General features: G+C 68.7%; 18 protein-coding genes and 1 other RNA gene. 5 read left to right on the top strand and 14 right to left on the bottom strand.

The genetic code is table 11. The features are described 5' to 3' along the window. Positions 1 to 91: 91 nt before the first annotated feature. The 10 genes from BUR28_RS20460 to BUR28_RS15515 all read right to left on the bottom strand — a co-directional run bounded on the left by BUR28_RS20460 (position 92) and on the right by BUR28_RS15515 (position 10,992). Entirely contained in the window at positions 92 to 1,726 is a 1,635-nt protein-coding gene (locus BUR28_RS20460; protein WP_074220960.1) for an ABC transporter ATP-binding protein, read from the bottom strand. Further along, complete coding sequence (locus tag BUR28_RS20455; protein WP_083626677.1) at positions 1,723 to 2,949, bottom strand: ABC transporter permease; 1,227 nt, start codon at positions 2,947 to 2,949, stop codon at positions 1,723 to 1,725. The genes BUR28_RS20460 and BUR28_RS20455 overlap by 4 nt, the downstream gene beginning before the upstream one ends. Continuing rightward, positions 2,903 to 3,988, bottom strand: coding sequence for a microcin C ABC transporter permease YejB (locus tag BUR28_RS15550; protein WP_074220959.1), 1,086 nt, complete (start codon positions 3,986 to 3,988; stop codon positions 2,903 to 2,905). The genes BUR28_RS20455 and BUR28_RS15550 overlap by 47 nt, the downstream gene beginning before the upstream one ends. A gap of 16 nt (positions 3,989 to 4,004) precedes the next feature. Next, positions 4,005 to 5,822, bottom strand: coding sequence for an extracellular solute-binding protein (locus BUR28_RS15545; protein WP_371441620.1), 1,818 nt, complete (start codon positions 5,820 to 5,822; stop codon positions 4,005 to 4,007). Between the two features lie 200 nt (positions 5,823 to 6,022). Continuing rightward, a complete protein-coding gene (gene recR, locus BUR28_RS15540; protein ID WP_074220957.1) occupies positions 6,023 to 6,622 on the bottom strand; it encodes a recombination mediator RecR in 600 nt (199 codons plus the stop codon). Between the two features lie 8 nt (positions 6,623 to 6,630). Then, the gene (locus BUR28_RS15535; protein WP_074220956.1) at positions 6,631 to 6,975 is read right to left on the bottom strand and encodes a YbaB/EbfC family nucleoid-associated protein; all 345 of its coding nucleotides are present in this window, start codon (positions 6,973 to 6,975) and stop codon (positions 6,631 to 6,633) included. An 18-nt stretch (positions 6,976 to 6,993) separates the two neighbouring features. Next, the gene (locus BUR28_RS15530) at positions 6,994 to 8,739 is read right to left on the bottom strand and encodes a DNA polymerase III subunit gamma/tau (protein WP_074220955.1); all 1,746 of its coding nucleotides are present in this window, start codon (positions 8,737 to 8,739) and stop codon (positions 6,994 to 6,996) included. An 83-nt stretch (positions 8,740 to 8,822) separates the two neighbouring features. Further along, a complete protein-coding gene (locus tag BUR28_RS15525) occupies positions 8,823 to 9,848 on the bottom strand; it encodes a sodium:calcium antiporter (RefSeq protein WP_074220954.1) in 1,026 nt (341 codons plus the stop codon). 105 nt (positions 9,849 to 9,953) lie between these two features. Beyond that, an RNA gene (ffs, locus tag BUR28_RS15520) (signal recognition particle sRNA small type) lies at positions 9,954 to 10,052 on the bottom strand. Positions 10,053 to 10,104: 52 nt separating this feature from the next. After that, a complete protein-coding gene (locus BUR28_RS15515; protein ID WP_175566962.1) occupies positions 10,105 to 10,992 on the bottom strand; it encodes a CHAD domain-containing protein in 888 nt (295 codons plus the stop codon). Positions 10,993 to 11,097: 105 nt separating this feature from the next. Here BUR28_RS15515 and BUR28_RS15510 point away from each other — a divergent pair, with 105 nt between their 5' ends. Together BUR28_RS15510 and BUR28_RS15505 are read left to right on the top strand one after the other, a co-directional pair. Beyond that, the gene (locus BUR28_RS15510) at positions 11,098 to 11,505 is read left to right on the top strand and encodes a DUF4864 domain-containing protein (RefSeq protein ID WP_083626676.1); all 408 of its coding nucleotides are present in this window, start codon (positions 11,098 to 11,100) and stop codon (positions 11,503 to 11,505) included. Positions 11,506 to 11,554: 49 nt separating this feature from the next. Beyond that, positions 11,555 to 12,595, top strand: a complete 1,041-nt coding sequence (locus tag BUR28_RS15505; protein ID WP_074220952.1) for a hypothetical protein — start codon at positions 11,555 to 11,557, stop codon at positions 12,593 to 12,595. Positions 12,596 to 12,614: 19 nt separating this feature from the next. Here the strand turns inward: BUR28_RS15505 and BUR28_RS15500 are convergent, their stop codons facing one another. Continuing rightward, a complete protein-coding gene (locus BUR28_RS15500) occupies positions 12,615 to 13,109 on the bottom strand; it encodes a HugZ family pyridoxamine 5'-phosphate oxidase (RefSeq protein WP_074221685.1) in 495 nt (164 codons plus the stop codon). Positions 13,110 to 13,214: 105 nt separating this feature from the next. Between BUR28_RS15500 and BUR28_RS15495 the strand changes: the two genes are divergently transcribed. Next, on the top strand, positions 13,215 to 13,808 hold the full coding sequence (locus tag BUR28_RS15495) for a rhodanese-like domain-containing protein (protein ID WP_074220951.1): 594 nt from the start codon (positions 13,215 to 13,217) through the stop codon (positions 13,806 to 13,808). Positions 13,809 to 14,113: 305 nt separating this feature from the next. On the opposite strand, the gene pgeF is transcribed toward BUR28_RS15495, so the two are convergent. The 3 genes from pgeF to lgt are packed head-to-tail and all read right to left on the bottom strand — an operon-like array spanning position 14,114 to position 16,817. Further along, positions 14,114 to 14,869, bottom strand: a complete 756-nt coding sequence (gene pgeF, locus BUR28_RS15490) for a peptidoglycan editing factor PgeF (RefSeq protein ID WP_074220950.1) — start codon at positions 14,867 to 14,869, stop codon at positions 14,114 to 14,116. Then, on the bottom strand, positions 14,866 to 15,930 hold the full coding sequence (locus tag BUR28_RS15485) for a class I SAM-dependent methyltransferase (RefSeq protein ID WP_074220949.1): 1,065 nt from the start codon (positions 15,928 to 15,930) through the stop codon (positions 14,866 to 14,868). Before BUR28_RS15485 ends, pgeF begins: the two co-directional genes overlap by 4 nt. Continuing rightward, positions 15,927 to 16,817, bottom strand: a complete 891-nt coding sequence (gene lgt / locus BUR28_RS15480) for a prolipoprotein diacylglyceryl transferase (protein WP_074220948.1) — start codon at positions 16,815 to 16,817, stop codon at positions 15,927 to 15,929. The genes BUR28_RS15485 and lgt overlap by 4 nt, the downstream gene beginning before the upstream one ends. Positions 16,818 to 16,914: 97 nt before the next feature. Between lgt and BUR28_RS15475 the strand changes: the two genes are divergently transcribed. Both BUR28_RS15475 and BUR28_RS15470 read left to right on the top strand, forming a co-directional pair. Next, positions 16,915 to 17,160, top strand: coding sequence for an accessory factor UbiK family protein (locus BUR28_RS15475; RefSeq protein ID WP_074220947.1), 246 nt, complete (start codon positions 16,915 to 16,917; stop codon positions 17,158 to 17,160). Positions 17,161 to 17,504: 344 nt separating this feature from the next. Further along, a complete protein-coding gene (locus BUR28_RS15470; RefSeq protein ID WP_074220946.1) occupies positions 17,505 to 18,008 on the top strand; it encodes a type III secretion system chaperone family protein in 504 nt (167 codons plus the stop codon). Positions 18,009 to 18,041 lie beyond the last annotated feature (33 nt).

Below are 18,041 nucleotides of genomic sequence, written 5' to 3'. Positions count from 1 at the left end.
CCGCGCGGCCCGACCGATACCGGAGCAATTTGGCTCCGCAGGACGCCCGCCCCTCCCCCCCGGGGCGGGCGTTCTCTTTCGCAAGGGGCGGCTACCGGGCGGCCAATTCCGCCCTGGCCGGCGCGCCGGGCATGCCGAAGGCCGCGCGCATGAGGGTGCGGGTATAGTCCGTCTCGGGCGCGTCGAAGATCGCCTGCACCGCGCCCGCCTCGACGATATCGCCCTGCTTCATCACGATCACCTTGTGGCTCAGCGCGCGGACCACGCGCAGATCGTGGCTGATGAACAGGTAGGCGAGGTCGTATTTCCGCTGCAGATCGCGCAACAGGTTCACGATCTGGACCTGAACGGTCATGTCCAGCGCCGAGGTCGGCTCGTCCAGCACCAGCAGGCGGGGGCGCAGGATCATGGCGCGCGCGATGGCGATGCGCTGGCGCTGGCCGCCGGAAAACTCGTGCGGGTAGCGGTGCATCATCGCGGGGTCGAGGCCGACCTCGGACAGCATCTGCGCCACTTCCTCGCGCTTGGAATGGCCGGGCTCCACCCCGTGCACGCCCAACCCCTCGGCCACGATCTGCTCGACCGTCATGCGCGGGCTGAGGCTGCCGAACGGGTCCTGGAACACGATCTGCATGTCGCGGCGCAGGGGGCGCATCCTGCGCGATTTCAACTCGTCGATGTTCCGGCCCTGAAAGACGATCCGCCCCTCGGACGAGATCAGCCGCATGATCGCGAGGGCGAGCGTCGTCTTGCCCGAGCCGGACTCGCCCACGATCCCCAGCGTCTCGCCCGCCCGCACGGAAATGTCGGCACCGTTCACCGCCTTGATGTGCCCGACCGTGCGGCGCAGGAAGCCGCGCTGGACCGGAAACCACACCTTCAGCCCGTCCGTGCGCACGATCTCTTCGGCCTGCGGCTTCACCGGGCCCGGCACGCCGGTCGCGTCGGCGGCCAGAAGCTTCTGGGTGTAGGGGTGCCTGGGCGCGCGGAATATCTCCTCGGTCCGCCCGGTCTCGACGATCTCGCCATCCTTCATCACGCAGACCCGGTCGGCGATCCGGCGCACCACGTTCAGGTCGTGGGTGATGAACAGCAGGCTCAACCCCTCGTCGCGCTTCAGTTCGGCCAGCAATTCGAGGATCTGCGCCTCGATGGTCACGTCGAGCGCGGTTGTGGGCTCGTCCGCGATCAGCAGGTCCGGGCCGTTGGCCAGCGCCATCGCGATCATCACCCGCTGGCGCTGCCCGCCCGAGAGCTGGTGGGGATAGTCCTTGAGCCGGCTTTCCGGGTCGTGGATGCCCACCCGGCCGAGCAGTTCCAGGATGCGCTGGCGCGCGGGGGCGCCGGTCAGCCCCTGGTGCAGCGCGATGCTTTCGGAAAGCTGCTTTTCCAGCGTATGCAGCGGGTTCAGCGAGGTCATCGGCTCTTGGAAGATGAAGCTGATGTCGTTGCCCCGCACCTCGCGCAGGCGCGCCTCGGAGGCGCCGACCATCTCCTCGCCCTCATACCGGATGGAGCCCCCGACCTGCGCGCTCTCGGGCAGGAGCGCGACGCTGGACAAGGCGGTCACCGATTTGCCGGAGCCGGACTCCCCCACCAGCGCGACCGTTTCGCCCCGCCCGATATCGAAGCTGACACCGCGCACGGCATCGGTCACGGTGCCGTCCTGGTTGAACTGGACGGTCAGGTCGCGGAACGACAGGATGGGATCGGCTGTCACGCTCATGCCGTGCCCGCCTTTTCTTGCGCGCTTTTGGCGGCCGGCTTGGCGGCGGCGCCGGAGACCGAACTGCCCGAGAAGGTCTTGCGCGGGTCGAAGGCGTCGCGCACGCCCTCGAAGATGAACACCAAGAGCGACAGCATGATCGCGAAGGTGAAGAACGCGGTGAAGGCCAGCCAGGGCGCCTGGAGGTTCTGCTTGGCCTGAAGGGTCAGTTCCCCCAGCGACGGCGCGGACGACGGCAGGCCGAAGCCGAGGAAGTCGAGGCTGGCGAGCGTGCCGATGGTGCCGGTGATGATGAAGGGCAGCATGGTCAGCGTCGCGACCATGGCGTTGGGCAGCATGTGGCGGAACATGATCTTCCAGTTGGAGACACCGAGGGCGCGGGCCGCGCGGACGTATTCGAGGTTGCGCGCGCGCAGGAATTCCGCCCGCACCACGCCGACCAGCGCCGGCCAGCCGAACAGCGCCGTCAGGAACACCAGGAGCCAGAAGCTGCGGCCCAGCACCGCGAACAGGATGATGATGATGTAAAGCTGCGGCGTCGACGTCCAGATCTCGATCACCCGCTGGAAGATGAGGTCCGTCAGCCCGCCGAAAAAGCCCTGCACCGCGCCCGCGACGATGCCGATGACCGAGGCTATGCCGGTGACGATCAGGGTGAAGAAGATCGACAGCCGGAACCCGTAGATCACGCGGGCCAGCACGTCGCGCGCGGTGTCGTCGGTGCCCAGCCAGTGATGTTCGTTGGGCGGCGAGGGCGCAGTTCCCTCGATATCCGAGATCGTGTTGTAGCTGTAGGGGATCAGCGGCCAGATCACGGTGCCCCTGGCGATCTCCTCCCCCGCGATCACCCCGTCCTGCGCGTCCTCGATCAGCTCTTCGGGGGTGTCCCAGCAGTCGATCAGCCCACCGGTGACGATCAGGCATTCCACCTCGATGTCGCGATAGACCGCCTCGGTGCGCAAATCGCCGCCAAAGGCGGTTTCGGGGTAGAAGCTGTAGATCGGAAAGAAGCTCTCGCCCTGATAGCGGACATAGATCGGCTTGTCGTTCGCGATGAGTTCGGCAAAGAGTGTCAGACCGAACAGGATCGAGAAGATGATGAGCGACCAGTAGGCGCGGCGATTGCGCTTGAAGTTGCGCCAGCGGCGCTGGTTGAGCGGCGAGAGCGTGAACACGTCAGGTCTCCCGGCTTTCGAAGTCGATCCGGGGATCGACCAGCACATACATCAGGTCGGACAACAGCCCCACCAAGAGACCGATCAGCCCGAACACGTAGAGCGTGGCGAAAATCACGGGATAGTCGCGCGCCACCGCCGCCTCGAAGCCGAGCCGGCCGAGCCCGTCGAGCGAGAAGATCGTCTCGATGATGATGGACGCGCCGAAGAACACCCCGATGAACATGCCCGGAAAGCCCGCGATCACGATCAGCATCGCGTTGCGGAACACGTGGCCGTAGAGGACCCGGGATTCGGTCAGCCCCTTGGCCTTGGCGGTGATCACGTATTGCTTCTTGATCTCGTCGAGGAACGAGTTCTTGGTCAGCAGCGTCAGCGTCGCGAAGCTGGAGATCGTGGAGGCCAGCACCGGCAGGGTGATGTGCCAGAAATAGTCGCCGACCTTGCCGATGGGGCTGAGTTCCTCCCAGTTGTCCGAGGTCAGGCCCCTGAGCGGGAACCATTGCAGGTAGGACCCGCCCGCGAAGACCACCAGCAGCAGCACCGCGAAGAGGAAGCCCGGGATCGCGTAGCCGATGATGATCGCCCCGCTGGTCCAGGTGTCGAAGGGCGTGCCGTCCTTCACCGCCTTGCGGATGCCCAAGGGCAGCGAGACCAGATAGGCGAGCAGCGTCGACCACAGCCCCAGCGTGATCGAGACGGGCATCTTTTCCAGCACGAGGTCGATCACCGAGACCGAGCGGAAATAGCTCTGGCCGAAATCGAAGCGGATATAGTTCCACATCATCTCGCCGAACCGCTGCAAGGGCGGCTTGTCGAAGCCGAATTCGCGTTCCAGTTCCTCGATGAATTCGGGCGGCAGCCCGCGGGAGCCGACATAGCGGTCGTCGCCACCGGCCTCGAAGGATTCGCCCACATCGCCGCCGCCGGCGATGCCCTGGAAAACGTCGCCCTGTCCCTCCATCTGGGCGATGATCTGTTCGATCGGGCCGCCGGGGACGAACTGGGTCAGCGTGAAGTTGATCACCATGATCCCGAACAGCGTCGGGATGATCAGCAGCAATCGCCGCAGGATATAGGCGCCCATGGCCCGGCCCGCCCCGCTACCGGATCGCGCCGGCGGCGCGCAGCGCCTCGGCCTTTTCGGGATTGTACCACCAGAAGTCGAGGTTGCCCAAGGCGTAGGGCGGCAGCGGCTCGGGGTGCTCGTACATGTCGTAATAGGCCACGGTGTGCATGTCCTTGTACCATTGCGGCACCCAGAAACGGAGCGACCGCAGCACCCGGTCCAGCGCCTTGACCCGCGTGGTCAGCCCGTCCTCGCTGTCGGCGGCGAGGACCTGTTCGATCAGCCGGTCCACCGCCTCGTTCTTCAACCCCATGATGTTGAACACCGAACCGTCGGCGGTTTCCGAGCCGAAATACTGCCGCAGCCCCGAGCCGGGGATGTAGGTCATCGGGAACCGCGCCGTGACCATGTCGAAATCGTAGGAGCGTTCGCGGTTGGTGGCCTGGGCATTGTCCACACGGGTCAGCGACGCATCCACGCCGAGGCGCCGGAGATTCTCGACATAGGGGTTGATGACCCGGTCGAAGGTCTGGCTGTCGTTGAGGAACTCCACCCGCAGCGTCTCGCCGTTCTTGCGGCGCATGCCGTCATCGCCCACGACCCAGCCGGCCTCGTCCAGCAGCGCCGAGGCCTTGCGCAGGTTGCGCCGGTCAAGCTGACGCTCGCCCGAGGTCGGCGCCGTCACCGCCGGCTCGGTCAGGATCGCCTCGGGAAGCAAGCCCTCGGCCACCAGCGGTTCCAGCAGCGCCAGCTCGCCCGCGTCGGGCGGGCCGTCCGCGGCGAGATAGCTGTTTTCCCAGAAGGAATTGACGCGGGCATAGAGGCCGTAGAACAGCGTCTCGTTGGACCATTCGAAATTGAACATCAGCCCCAGCGCCTCGCGCACGCGCGGGTCCTGGAATTGCGGGCGGCGCAGGTTGAAGGCGAAGCTCTGCCCCGTCGCGATGCTGCCGTCGTCCAGTTCACGGCGGACGACCCAGCCGTTCTCAACCGCCGGAAAGTCGTAGCCGGTGGCCCAGCTTTTGGAGGAGGCCTCGTTGCGGAAGGTATACGTGCCGCCCTTGAAGCCTTCGAAGGCGGCGTTGTAGTCGGCGTAGTACTCCACCCGGATGCGGTCGAAATTGTTGCGTCCGACATTGATCGGCAGGTCCGCCCCCCAGTAGTCGGGGTTGCGTGCATAGACCAGCGTCTGGCCCACGTCGAGTTCGGCCAGCACGTAGGGGCCGGAGCCCAGGAGCGGCTCCAGGCTCGACTCCTCGAAATCGCGGCCCTGGGCCTCGTACTGCGCCTTGGAGAAAATCGGCAGGCTGCCGACGAGTTGCGGCAGGTCGCGGGTCGGGATGCCCTCGGGGAAGGTGAACTTCACCCTGCCGTCGTCGAGGATCTCGGCGCTTTCGACCTGGCGCGAGAGCTGCACCCGGAAGCTGGGCAGGCCCTTTTCGCGGAACAGTTCGTAGGAGAACACGACGTCCTCGGGCGTGACCGGGCTGCCGTCCGAGAACCGCGCCTCGGGCCGCAGGCCGAAGATCACCCAGGAGCGGTCTTCGGGATACTCGACGCTTTCCGCCAAGAGACCGTAGGCCGCGCCGGTCTCGTCGGCCGTGCCGGTCAGCAACGACTCGAAGAAGATCGTCGAAAGCGCCCCGGCCCGGCCCTTGGTGGTGTAGGGATGCATGGAGTCGAACGATCCGAACGCCCAGATCGAGATCTCGCCGCCCTTGGGCGCCTCGGGGTTGACGTAGTCGAGATGTTCGAAATCGGCGGGGTATTTCAGGTCGTCGAAGGTCGAGATGCCGTGGGCGACGGTCACGTTCTCCTCGGCACGGGCCAGACCCGCGCCGAGGGCCAGCATCAGCACCAGCGCCCAGGCCGTCAGCCACGGCCGGACGGGAACGGCACGGGCAAGGACGGCGGCGCGGGCCGGGCGGGGCTGGGGCATCGTGGCGGACTCCCTGTCTGACGGTCCATCTAGCGCGAGGTTTCGGCAAAGCTAAGGGCCGCATCGGCGCAAGTTCAAGTTGAGATTGCGTGAAAGCGCCGCGAGCCCGCGCCTCAGAACCCCTTGCGCGCCTTCAGCGCGGCGCTGATCGTGCCGTCGTCGAGATAGTCGAGCTCGCCCCCGATCGGCACGCCCTGGGCGAGCGAGGTGAGCCGGACGCCGGTGCCGGCCAGTTCGTCGGCGATGTAATGGGCGGTGGTCTGGCCGTCCACGGTGGCGTTCAGGGCAAGGATCACCTCGGAAATCCCCTCGGCGCGGACGCGGGCGACGAGGTCGGGGATGCGCAAATCCTCCGGCCCGATGGACTCGAGCGCCGACAGCGTGCCGCCGAGCACGTGGTAACGCCCCTTGAAGGCGTGCCCCCGCTCCATCGCCCAGAGGTCGGCCACATCCTCGACCACGCAAAGCTCGCCATTGGCGCGGGTCTCGTCGGCGCAGATCTCGCACAGATCGGCGGTGGTGATGTTGCTGCAGCGCGGGCATTCCCGAACCGTCTCGCCCACGCGCTGCAGCGCCTCGGCCAGCGGCAGCAGCAGCACCGCGCGCTTCTTGACGAGATGCAGAACGGCCCGGCGCGCCGACCGGGGCCCGAGCCCCGGCAGCCGCGCCATCATGTCGATGAGAGCGTCGATCTCGCGCGGGCCGTCGCCCATGGGCACCCTTAGACCGGCAGGTCCATGCCCGCGGGCAGACCCAGTTCCTCGCTGAGCTTGCGGGTCTCTTCCCTGGTCTTCTCCATCGCCTTTTCCTGGGCGTCCTTGATCGCCGCCAGGATCAGGTCCTCGACGACCTCCTTGTCCTCGGAATTGAAGATCGATGGGTCGATGTCGAGCCCGGTCAGCGTGCCCTTGGCCGTGGCCGTGGCCTTGACCAGCCCTGCGCCGCTTTCGCCCTCGACGATGGTCGAGGCCAGGTCCTCCTGCAGCTTGGCCATCTTGCCCTGCATTTCCTGCGCGGTCTTCATCATCTTGGCCATGTCGCCAAGATTGCCCAAACCCTTTAGCATTCGCGTCTCTCCTTTGGTTCAGTCGTCCTCGAAGGGGTCCCACTCGTCCTCGACTTCCGGCAGCGCCTCGGCGGCGGCCTCGGTCTCCGGGCCCTCGGGCAGTGATATGTCCACGATCCGGGCGCTTGGGAAGGCGTCAAAAACGGCACGCACCATCGGATGCGCCTCGGCGGCCGAGCGCAGGCTGTCCGCTTCGGCGGCGCGGGTCTCGGCGATGGTCGCCCCGCCCCCCGATCCGACGACAGAGACGGCCCAGCGCGCGCCGGTCCAGCCCTGGAGCCGTTGGCCCAGACGCTGGGCGAGGTCCTTCGGCGCGTCGTCCGCCGGCTCGAACTCGATCCGGCCGGGGGAATAGCTGACCGGCCGCAGATAGCTCTCGACATCGAGCAAGAGCTTGATGTCGCGATTGGCGCGGATCAGCTTCACCACGTCCTCGAACCGCGCATAGGCCGCAAGCGCCGTCGCGGGCGCGCGGGCCAGGGCCGTCGCCGCGCCCCCGCCCGACACGCCGCCCGGCGCGGGCACGGCGCGCGCCTGCACGCCGGACCCGTTGCCGGCCGGCGCCGGTGCGCCGCCGCCCGGACCCGGCCCCGCAGGCGGCGTCTCCTGCAGGCTGCGGACCAGGTCTTCCGGGCTCGGCAGGGTCGAGACATGGGTGAGCCGGATCACCGCCATTTCCGCGGCCATCATCGCGTTCGGCGCGATCGCCACCTCTTCCAGCGCCTTGAGCAGCATCTGCCACATCCGCGCCAGCACCCGCATCGACAGCCGCCCGGCCATGTCCTGACCGCGCGCGCGTTCGTCGGGGCCGGCGGTCGGGTCGTCGGCGGCCTCGGGCGTGATGCGGATGACGCTCAGCCAATGGGTGATCTCGGCCAGATCGCGCAAGACCGCCATCGGGTCCGCCCCGTCGGCGTACTGCGCGCCGAGTTCGGCCAGCGCGCCGGCGGTGTCGCCACTCACGATCAGGTCGAACAGATCCAGCACCCGCCCCCGGTCCGCGAGCCCCAGCATCGCGCGCACAGCCTCGGCGGTGGTCTCGCCCGCGCCATGGCTGATCGCCTGGTCCAGCAGGCTCATCGCATCGCGCACCGAACCCTCGGCGGCGCGGGTGATCAGCCCCAGCGCCTCGTCGGTGATCGGCGCGTTCTCCAGCCCCGCGATGCGCTTGAGATGCGCGATCATCACTTCGGGCTCGATCCGGCGCAGGTCGAACCGCTGGCAGCGCGACAGCACCGTGACCGGCACCTTGCGGATTTCCGTGGTGGCGAAGATGAACTTCACATGGGCGGGCGGTTCCTCCAGCGTCTTCAGAAGCGCGTTGAACGCGCTCGTCGACAGCATGTGGACCTCGTCGATGATGTAGATCTTGTAGCGCGCGGAAGCCGCGCGATAGGCCACGCTGTCGATGATCTCGCGGATGTCGCCCACGCCCGTCCGGCTGGCCGCGTCCATTTCCAGCACGTCGACATGGCGGCCCTCGGCGATGGCCACGCAATGCTCGCACTGGCCGCAGGGCTCCACCGTCGGTCCGCCCTGCCCGTCCGCGCCGATGCAGTTCATCCCCTTGGCGATGATCCGCGCCGTGGTGGTCTTCCCGGTGCCCCGGATGCCGGTCATGATGAACGCCTGCGCGATCCGCTCGGCGGCGAAGGCGTTCCTGAGCGTGCGCACCATCGCGTCCTGGCCGATCAGGTCGGCGAAGGTCTGCGGGCGATACTTGCGGGCGAGCACCTCGTAGGCGGCGCCGGTCGTTTCGGCCATGGGTCCTCTCGGGATTCGCGGGCGGGCTTCAGCGTAGGGTCTGGCCCGCCCCGCGTCCAGCAGGCCGATGACCGGCAGCGACGCTAGAGGACCTGCGCGACGATCGCGCCCGCGTAGACCAGCAGGATCAGGACGCTCTCCATCCCGATCCCGGCCGGCCCCAGCCGTTGCCGGTAGAGCATCCCCAGCGTCAGGATCGCCGTCATCGTCATGCCCACGGTCAGCCAGAACAGGTCCCCCCTGGTGATGGCGTGGTAGATCGACCCGTCGCGATACCCCACGTCCGACACCGTCAGGAACAGCACGTCGAAGGTGTTGCCCCCGATGATCCCGCCGATGGCCATCTGCAGCGCCCCCCGCCGCACCGCGGCAAGCGTGGTCACGAGTTCGGGCAGCGAGGTGATGACGGCCGTCAGCAGCGCCCCGACGACGGAAGCGTTGAGGTCGTAGCGATCCGTCAATGCCCCGGCGACGTTGGACAGCGTCCACCCGGCGAGCCCCATCAGCCCCATGAGGCCGAGAAAGAGCAGGAACAGGGCGGCGGTCGAACGGGGCTCGTCATCCTCTTCGTCCGGGGTATCCTCGCGCGTCTCCTTCGTGCGCACCGGCCGCCACATCGGGTTTTCGCGCACGCGGTTGGCCGCGTAGACACCGCCGGCATAGATCACCACCAGCAGGACCGAGGCGGGATGCACGGCCCAGAACGAAAACCCGGGCAGCGTATAGGCGACAAGCGGCAGCGCCAGCATAAGCATCAGCAGCGTGCCCTGGAAGACATTGGCGAGATCCGCGCCCGCGTGTTCCAGGTTGGCCCGGCGGTGCAGCAGGTCGGCCAGCGCGAGAAAGGCCGTCTGCGCGGCGATCCCGCCGATGCCGTTCGAAAAGGCGAGCGACGCGCGGCCGTCGAGCGCGGCGGTCGCCGAGACGACGGTGCCCGAGAGCGAAGTCGCCGCCCCCAGCAGGACGGCACCCACCATGGCCTCGCCCAGCCCCGTCCGGTCGGCCAGGCGGTCGGCCAGCGAGGTCATCCTCAGCCCGCAGACGAGGATGACCAGAGCGGCGCCGGCCAGCGTGCCGAGCAGCGCGATCAGGGACAGATCGGAGAACATTCCACCCCGCTCCAATGGTCGCACGGGACAACGTCCCGCCGCGGCAATGGTTGCACGCCCGGGGCGCGAACGCGATCACCCATGCGATCCGGCACTGCGGGGAAAAGGTGAGAGGTTGGACAGCGACCCGAACGGGGCTCGTTACGGCTGCTTCCTTCCGGACCTGACCGGGTTGGCGAGGCGTTCGCCCGCGCCAACCTCTCACCGGATTACATAAGCGTCGCACGAGGGATTCGCAAGGCGGGCACGAGCCGGCTCATGCGGCTTTCCATGCCTTCCACCAGCTTTTCCAGCGCTTGCCGAGATCCTTTGCCGGGCTGGCGAAAAGCCGTGCCGCCAGCGCCTGGGCCTCGGATTCGAGCACGTCCTGCCGCGCGGCGATGCGCGCCCGGAACGCCTGCCAGAGGGCGGCATCGCCCGGCAGCTCTTGCGCCTCGGCGATGAACGCGTCGAGCACGGCAAGGTCGTGATGATCGCCCAGGAATTCCGACAGGTCCTTGAGTTGACCGGCCCGCCGCTCCAGCGCCTCGGGCGAAATCGGCGCCATCAGGCGGGTATGATACCAGTGGTATTTCACCGCCTTCCGCCAGTCATGGATCGTCGCCGCATCGGGCGATTCGGCGGCCGCGCGGCGGCCCTTGCGCGCGCGGGCGAACATCTTTTCCAGCCCCGGCCGGTAGGCCTTGAAGCCGCGCGCCGACAACGACCACCCGGCCGCACGCGCGCGCAACGCCTCGAACTCGGCGCGGAATGCGGCCAAGTCATCGGCGACGTGGTCATGGCCCGAGGCCGCGTCGCGCACCGCCACCAGATGGGCGTGGACCTCGTCGAACCCGGTGGCACCGGTCGCGACCATCAGCTTGTCGTAGGTCTCGACCCGCGCCTCGCGGTCCCGCAACCCCGAAATCCGCCGCGCCGCATCGCGGATCGCCGCGTTCTCGCGCGCGTGGTCGGGGAAATGCGGCCGCACCAGCCGGATCAACCCGCGCAGCTTCTTCGCCCGCTTGCGCACCTGGTGCACCTTCTCGTGCAGGTCCATCTCCGCGTCGTCGAGTTCGGCGAGCGCGCTGTCGACCTCCTCGACCGCGATGCGGCGCAGGGCGTCCTGCGAGGTCTTGTCGGACAGCTTCAGGCGGTAGGTCATCGGCGCAGCACCCATCTCGGCCTTGCAGGTTTTCCGATCCGAAACCGGGCCGCCTGCGTATCTACCCGCAAAGGTTAACAATCGCCAGCAAAGGGGGCGAGACCCATGCGCACATTTCCGGCCATCCTGATGATCGCGCTGTGGCTTGGCCCGGTCGCCCGCGCAGAGCCGGCGGCCGACGCGATCGAGGATGTGATCTCCGACCAGATCGCGGCCTTTCGCGCCGACGATTTCGCCACCGCCTTCACCTTCGCCTCGCCGGGCATCCAGCGCCTGTTCGGCACGCACGAGCGGTTGGGGCAGATGGTGCGCAACGGCTATCCCATGGTCTGGCGGCCGGAAGACCTGCGCTATCTCGACCTGCGCGGCGCGGGCACGGCGCGCCAGCAGATCGTCGAGATCGTGGACCGCGCCGGGCAGGTGCACCGGCTAGAATACAGCATGGTGCGCACCGCGTCGGGCTGGCGCATCGACGGGGTGCGCGTGCTGGAGGCAGCGCCTCCGCTGACCTGACGGCGCGGCCGCGCTTGACAGGACGTGGCTCGCGCATGACCCTCGGACAATGCAACGCGAGCCTCTCTGGCGCTACGGCGTGCGCGGCGCGCTGATCGCCGCCGTATTCCTCTTCGGGCTTGGCGCGGCCGCGCTTGCGCTGGTGCGTTCGATGGTCGCCTGGCCGACCGACGAGGCCATCGGCTCCGTTCTGCTTGTCGTCCTGCTCGTCAGCCTGATCCCGCTTGCCCTGGTCATCCTCGAGTTTCTCGCGCGGCAACGGGCGGTTCTGGACCTGCAGGGGATCATGCGGATCGACCTCAGCCGGGGCGAGGGCACGCCGGACGCGGTGCGGCAGCGGCCCGTCACGCTGCCCGCGAACATGGGGCGCACGGGCCCGATCGTGTCCGACACGCTGCCGATGGACATCCTGGATGTCCTGGCGACGTCGGCCCGGTCCGACATGGTGGTCGTCGATATCGAGGGCGGCGACGCGTGGTGGGTGACGCGCCTGCTGGCGCTGGCCGCGGGCGCCATGCGCCGCGGCACGCCCTCGGTCATCACCTTCGTCGGCCGCGAGGAGAACCGCGACCGCCGGTTCCTGGGCTGGGCGCGGCCCCGCGACGTGCTCGGTGCGATCCTGGACGACCGCGACGACTACCGCCGACGCTATGACCAGGCGCGCAGCCTGTCCGCCCAGTATCTTCTCCTCGGTTCGGACCCGCCTTTTCCGGTCGCGCCCCAGCCGCATGTGGGCGTCTGGCGGTATCTCGACGACGACCGTTACAAGGATCTCGGCGATGACGCCCCCGAGCAGATCCTGATGGACCAACTGGCCTCGCAACTGGCGGTCGGCGGATCGCTAGAAGACCCGCCCGACAAGCTGACGCTGGCGCGGCTCGAAGAGCTCTTGCGGCCCTGCCTGATCCGGTCGACCATCGATGCCGACTGGCCCGGCGAGAAACAGGTGGAGGCCGTGCTCGGTGCGCGCGAGGACTACATCGCGCTGGTCCGCGACGGCGCGTTCGATTCGCTGATCATCGTGGCGCGGGCGGAACGATTCCTCCTGCGCCGGCTAGTATCCGAGATGCGCGAAGGCCCGTCGGCATGAGCCCGCCCACCCCGCGCGGTCACGTCTGCGGCCCCGGGCCGAGATCGGCGGCGTCAAGGCGGTAGGCCTGGCCGAAACCGCCGTTGAGATGCGCCGACCGGGGCACCAGGCGGACGAAGTTGAAATCGCCGAAATCGACATAGAGGTGCGCCTTGGGCTGCAGCGCCAGGTAATGCGCGCGCAGCGCCGCCCGGCCGGGCGCGTCGCGCGGCACGAACTCGGCCCGCGCGGCGATCGTTAGGCGGGGGTGGGTCAGCGGATCGCCCTTCGGCCCCGGCTCGCCCACCATGAGCGAACAGTCCGGCGTGGCGCGGAGCGCGGCGGTATGCACCGACAGGTCCGAGATCAGGGTCAGCGGCACGCCGTCCGGCCCGGGCGCAAGCGCGATGCGCGTGACGAAGGGCGCGCCGTCCTCCAGCACGCCAAGCGCGCCGAAGCGCGCCGCGTCGATCAGGCGGCGCGCCAGCGCGCGGGCGGCATCGTCGGTCGGCTGGAACGGGTCTTTTTGTGACATCGCATTCTCCCTTTCGGCGATCATCGCGCGGCGCGGCCGGCTTGCCCAGACTTGCGCGCCCCGCCCGCGCGGGTTTTGCTGGCAGGACAGCAAGGGAGGACCAGCATGAAACGATTGATGGCCGCGCTGGCCGTGACCATGGCGACCCCGGCGCTTGCCGACGATCCCGGCGTGGGCATTCGCCCCGACGTGATGAGCGTGACCGTGCCGACGCGCACCGGAGAGGCCGAGATCTCGCGCATCCAGGACCCCGCGCACGAATTGTCCGGCGAATGGGCGCGCACCTCGCGCCCCTGCCCCGACTTCTGCATCCAGCCGATGTCGCCCGCCGAGGGCGTCACCACGATCGGCGAACTGGAACTTCTGGAGATGCTCGCCGATGCGAAGGCCACCGTGATCGACAGCCGCACCGTGCCCTGGTTCGAACAGGGCTCGATCCCCGGCGCGGTCAACATGCCCTATACCGAGATGGTCGACCGGCTGGGCGAACTCGGGTGCGAGATCGATTTCGACGGCTGGACCTGCGAGAACGCCCGGACCGTGGCGCTGTTCTGCAACGGGCCCTGGTGCGGACAATCGCCTGCGGCGATCCGGCGGATGATCGAGGCGGGCTATCCGGCCGAGCGCATCCACTACTACCGCGGCGGCATGCAGGTCTGGCGCCTGCTGGGGCTGAGCGTCACCGACGGCGCCGGTTAGGCCCCGCGGCCCGGCGGCGGCCCCAATCCCCGCGACCGTGGGCTCAGCCGGTTGCGGCGCGCCGCCGCGTGCGGGCGGCCCTGCTCCACGGGAGGGCCGCTGCGGGCTGCGCGCTTTCCTCAAGAATCCAGGTCATCCAGCGGCTCCTGCGGGTCATCGCGACACTCCATCCGGCACAAGGTATCAGGACCGCCCCATCGCCCGCATGACCTGCGGCCTGGCGCGGCGGCCCGTTGCCAGAGTCCCCGTGGAATCGGGCGCGGACAAGGCCGGCGGCCGCCCGAAACGTGGCGTTTGCCCAGACCTCAAAGCCGGATCGCAGAGATCAGCCGCCCGTAATCCGCCTCGCCCGCGTGGACGGCGCGCCGGTAGGAGAAGAAGCGTTCGGGGTCGGAATAGGTGCAATGTCGCGTCCAGACCGCCTGCCCGATCTCCGCCGCGCGCAGCCGGGCGAGGCTGTAGGCGGTCAGGTCGAACAGCATCCGGTCGCCGTTTCCGTTCGCGAAGAACCTGGCATTGTCCCGGTCCTCGGCAAGAAAGCTGTCGAGGAATTCCGGGCCGACCTCGTAGGCGCGCTGGCTGATCGTGGGGCCGATCACGGCGCGGATGTCGCCGCGGTCCGCCCCAAGCCCTTCCATCGCGTCGAGCGTCGCCTCCAACACGCCGTCACGCGCACCGCGCCAGCCCGCATGTGCGGCCCCGACCACCCCGGCCTCGGGATCGGCGAACAGCACCGGCTGGCAATCCGCGGTCAGAATCGCCAGGGCAAGCCCCGGCGTGGCGGTCACCAGCGCATCGGCCCGCGGCGCCACCGGAAGCGGCCCGTCGGCCACCGCCACGTCGGGCGAATGCACCTGATGCGCGGTCAGAAGGTGATCGGGGGCCACGCCCATGGCCGAGGCGACGCGGGCGCGGTTGATCGACACGACCTCCGACAGGTCCGAGGAGCCGCCGCCGCAGTTCAACCCCTGAAAAACGCCGGAGGACGCCCCGCCGCGGCGGGTGAAGAACCCGTGGCGGAGCGGGCTCAGCACGTCCGAGGTGAGGATCTCGAGGGTCATGGGTCGAATCCGGGCAGGGGCGAGGCGCCCCGATCTGTCAGCGCGAGTGTCTTGAAGAGCGTTCCCATTTCCTGCGGATGGGTCAAGCGGCGATGTGCGGCGATGTGGGACTCCAGCGCCGCCCCGCTGAGCCGCCGGGCGAGCGCCTGCGCGCGGGCCGTGATGCCGAGCCGTTCGAGGAAACCGCCTTGCGGGACCATCGGGCCGACGGTCACGCCGCGCGCGGCGTCGGCAAGGGCCGCGAAGTCGACATGGGCGGTCAGGTCTGCCGCGCCGGGATGGGCGAGCGGCGGCTCGGGCGCATGGCCGCGCACCGCCTGAAGCGTGTCGCCGCGCGACCGCCAGTCGCCATAATCGAGGATCAGCGCCGCGCCCCCGTGGGCCGCAATCCGCGCCGCGATGGTCTGCATGATAGCGCTGGCGGCGGGCCGCGTTTCGACGATGTCGCCGGGTGTCGTGTCGCCGAGCCGACCTTGCAGGTCGGCCAGCGGCGCGGGGGCGGAGAGGCCGAAGGCCAGCGTCTCGCCGTCGAGCCCCACCTGCCGCTCACGCCAGCCGGCCGGGTCGCGCTGGAACTGGCGAATCGGCAGCGCGTCGAAGAACTCGTTGGCGACGAGGAAGAGCGGCGCGGCGGGCAGGTCCGCGACGCCCTCGGCCCAGGTGACGGCGGTTCCGCCAAGCGCCGCGCGCTGGGCCTCGCGCAGGCGCGGCGAGGCCTCGACCAGATGCACCCGCGCGGCCGCTTGAAAACCGGGCACGGTTCCGGCGGCGCGCAGGATGTCGGCCATGAGCGTGCCCCGCCCGGGGCCGAGTTCGGCCAGAGTGAACGGCGCGGGGCGCCCGCGATCGATCCAGGCCTGCGCCAGCCACAGCCCGATCATCTCGCCGAACATCTGGCTGATCTCGGGGGCGGTGATGAAATCGCCGGCCGTCCCGAACGGCTCGCGCGCGGTGTAATAGCCATGCTCGGGATGCATCAGGCAGTCGGCCATGTAGTCGGCCACCGTGATCGGCCCGGTGGCCGCGATCCGCCGGGCGAGGATGTCGGCCAGCGGCGTCACGCGCGCGGGCGGCGCGACAGCGCCAGCAGGATCAGCCCAAGCGCCACCATCGGCAGCGACAGCAGCTGCCCCTGGGTCAGCCCGGCCCCGCCCCACTGCACCGCATAGCCCATCGGGTTGTCGGGCGAGACGAACTGGAAGTCGGGCTGGCGAAACAGTTCGACGAAGATCCGCGCAAACCCGTACCCGACAAAGAACATCCCCGCGACGGCGCCGGGCCGTTTCAGCGCATCGCGCCGCGCCACCAGCCAGAGCAGCGCCGCGCCGAGCACGAGCCCCTCCAGCCCCGCCTCGTAAAGCTGCGAGGGGTGGCGCGCGCAGGGCACCGTCTCCCAGCCGGGACAGTATTGTGCAAACTCGCCGGGGAAGACCACCGCCCAGGGCAGGTCGGAGGGCCGCCCCCAGAGCTCGGCATTGATGAAATTCGCGATGCGGCCGAAGAACAGCCCCGGCGGCGTCGCGATCGCCAGTGCGTCGGCGGCCGACAGAAGCGCAATGCCATGGCGGCGCGTGAACAGGACGAGCGCGAGGATGACCCCCAGCAGCCCGCCATGGAAGGCCATGCCCCCTTGCCAGAGCATCGGGATTTCCAGCGGGTGCTGCAGGTAATAGAGCGGCTTGTAGAAGAACACGAAGCCCAGCCGCCCGCCGAGTATGATGCCGAGAATGATCCAGGTCAGCAATTCCTCGACCTGCGCGGGCGTCATCGGGGCGCGGTCGCCAGGCCACAGCCGCGGGCGCTTGACCAGCGCCACCACCAGCCGCCAGCCGATCAGGATGCCCGCGATATAGGCCAGCGCATACCAGCGCAACGCGAACTCCATGCCGAAGAGCGAGATCGCGAAGATCTCGGAATCGAGGTCGGGGAAGGTCAGAACAGCCTGCATCTCTTGCCTCTCTTGGCAGGGGGCGCGGGGAAGTCAACCTTGAGGTTCCGCCCGCCGCGGGCCATATAGAACGCGAATGTAACGCCAGAGGGTGCCGATGCAGACGCGCAACAAGATGCTCGACGACATGTCGAAACTGATGACCAACGCGATGGGCGTGGCCCAGGGCGCGCGCGACGAGGCCGAGACGGCGATGAAGAGCATGATCGACCGCTGGCTGGCCGACCGCGACTTCGTCACCCGCGAGGAATTCGACGCGGTGCGCGCCATGGCTCAGAAGGCGCGCGAGGAGAACGAGGCGCTGAAGGCGCGGCTCGACGCGCTGGAGGCCGGCAAGGGCTGAGCCCGGCCCGGCCTGTCGCAAGGCCGCACATGACGGGAGTTGCAGGGCGCGCCGCTTTCGCGGCGCGTTCTTGGTTTCGGGATGGGCCGGCCGGTGCGGGTCGCGCCGGCGCACGGCGCTGTATCCTCGATTGGCCAATGGGCGCGACCCTGCCCAACGGATACGCTTTTCCACAAGATATTGCGTTGCCGCCCCCCTGTGTCACAAAAATTCTGCTTTACTTGGTGCCCCTTTGCGCCCACCATATCTTGTAGGGCTCGGCGATTTACCGCCCAGAGCCTAGAGCAGGCACCTAAGCCTTGTGGGCTGCCACCGACACAAGGCTGCAACCAGAGAGGCCGGGCATGTCGCTTTCCGAAGACTTCCTGCACAGCGAGGACCTCCACCCCATCGACATCGTCGAGACCCTGGCCGAGCACCGCGATTGGGAGTTCGACCGGGTCGCCGACGACCAGATCGCCATGGCGGTGACGGGCCAGTGGCGCACCTACTCACTGACGCTGGCCTGGTCGGGCTATGACGAGATGCTGCGGCTGATCTGCACCTTCGAGATGGAGCCGCCCGAGGACAAGCTGCCCGCGCTCTACGAGGCGCTGAACGCGACCAACGACCTGTGCTGGGCGGGCGCTTTCACCTACTGGCACGCGCAGCAGCTGATGGTCTGGCGCCACGGCCTGATGCTGGCGGGCGGCCAGCCGGTCGGCGCCGAACGGGTCGACCAGCTGATCGGCGCAGCGGTCTCGGCGGCCGAACGCTTCTACCCCGCCTTCCAGTTGGTCTGCTGGGGCGACCGCACGCCGGCCGACGCGCTGCAAGTCGCCATTGCGGAGGCCTACGGCCGCGCCTAACCTCGGCCCCCGAGGCAGACAGGGGGCTTGCGT

Source organism: Rhodovulum sp. ES.010, assembly GCF_900142935.1.
Taxonomy (GTDB): Bacteria; Pseudomonadota; Alphaproteobacteria; order Rhodobacterales; family Rhodobacteraceae; genus Rhodovulum.
Note: the sequence above shows the minus strand (reverse complement) of the source record. Positions and strands in the feature narration are given on the sequence as shown.

What these genes read in the sequence shown, in the direction of transcription:
- BUR28_RS20460 (WP_074220960.1), bottom strand. Translation starts at nt 1,726, where the DNA reads ATGAGCGTGACAGCCGATCCCATCCTGTCGTTCCGCGACCTGACCGTC.
- BUR28_RS20455 (WP_083626677.1), bottom strand. Translation starts at nt 2,949, where the DNA reads ATGTGCTGGTCGATCCCCGGATCGACTTCGAAAGCCGGGAGACCTGAC.
- BUR28_RS15550 (WP_074220959.1), bottom strand. Translation starts at nt 3,988, where the DNA reads ATGGGCGCCTATATCCTGCGGCGATTGCTGCTGATCATCCCGACGCTG.
- BUR28_RS15545 (WP_371441620.1), bottom strand. Translation starts at nt 5,822, where the DNA reads ATGCTGGCCCTCGGCGCGGGTCTGGCCCGTGCCGAGGAGAACGTGACC.
- recR (WP_074220957.1), bottom strand. Translation starts at nt 6,622, where the DNA reads ATGGGCGACGGCCCGCGCGAGATCGACGCTCTCATCGACATGATGGCG.
- BUR28_RS15535 (WP_074220956.1), bottom strand. Translation starts at nt 6,975, where the DNA reads ATGCTAAAGGGTTTGGGCAATCTTGGCGACATGGCCAAGATGATGAAG.
- BUR28_RS15530 (WP_074220955.1), bottom strand. Translation starts at nt 8,739, where the DNA reads ATGGCCGAAACGACCGGCGCCGCCTACGAGGTGCTCGCCCGCAAGTAT.
- BUR28_RS15525 (WP_074220954.1), bottom strand. Translation starts at nt 9,848, where the DNA reads ATGTTCTCCGATCTGTCCCTGATCGCGCTGCTCGGCACGCTGGCCGGC.
- BUR28_RS15515 (WP_175566962.1), bottom strand. Translation starts at nt 10,992, where the DNA reads ATGACCTACCGCCTGAAGCTGTCCGACAAGACCTCGCAGGACGCCCTG.
- BUR28_RS15510 (WP_083626676.1), top strand. Translation starts at nt 11,098, where the DNA reads ATGCGCACATTTCCGGCCATCCTGATGATCGCGCTGTGGCTTGGCCCG.
- BUR28_RS15505 (WP_074220952.1), top strand. Translation starts at nt 11,555, where the DNA reads ATGCAACGCGAGCCTCTCTGGCGCTACGGCGTGCGCGGCGCGCTGATC.
- BUR28_RS15500 (WP_074221685.1), bottom strand. Translation starts at nt 13,109, where the DNA reads ATGTCACAAAAAGACCCGTTCCAGCCGACCGACGATGCCGCCCGCGCG.
- BUR28_RS15495 (WP_074220951.1), top strand. Translation starts at nt 13,215, where the DNA reads ATGAAACGATTGATGGCCGCGCTGGCCGTGACCATGGCGACCCCGGCG.
- pgeF (WP_074220950.1), bottom strand. Translation starts at nt 14,869, where the DNA reads ATGACCCTCGAGATCCTCACCTCGGACGTGCTGAGCCCGCTCCGCCAC.
- lgt (WP_074220948.1), bottom strand. Translation starts at nt 16,817, where the DNA reads ATGCAGGCTGTTCTGACCTTCCCCGACCTCGATTCCGAGATCTTCGCG.
- BUR28_RS15475 (WP_074220947.1), top strand. Translation starts at nt 16,915, where the DNA reads ATGCAGACGCGCAACAAGATGCTCGACGACATGTCGAAACTGATGACC.
- BUR28_RS15470 (WP_074220946.1), top strand. Translation starts at nt 17,505, where the DNA reads ATGTCGCTTTCCGAAGACTTCCTGCACAGCGAGGACCTCCACCCCATC.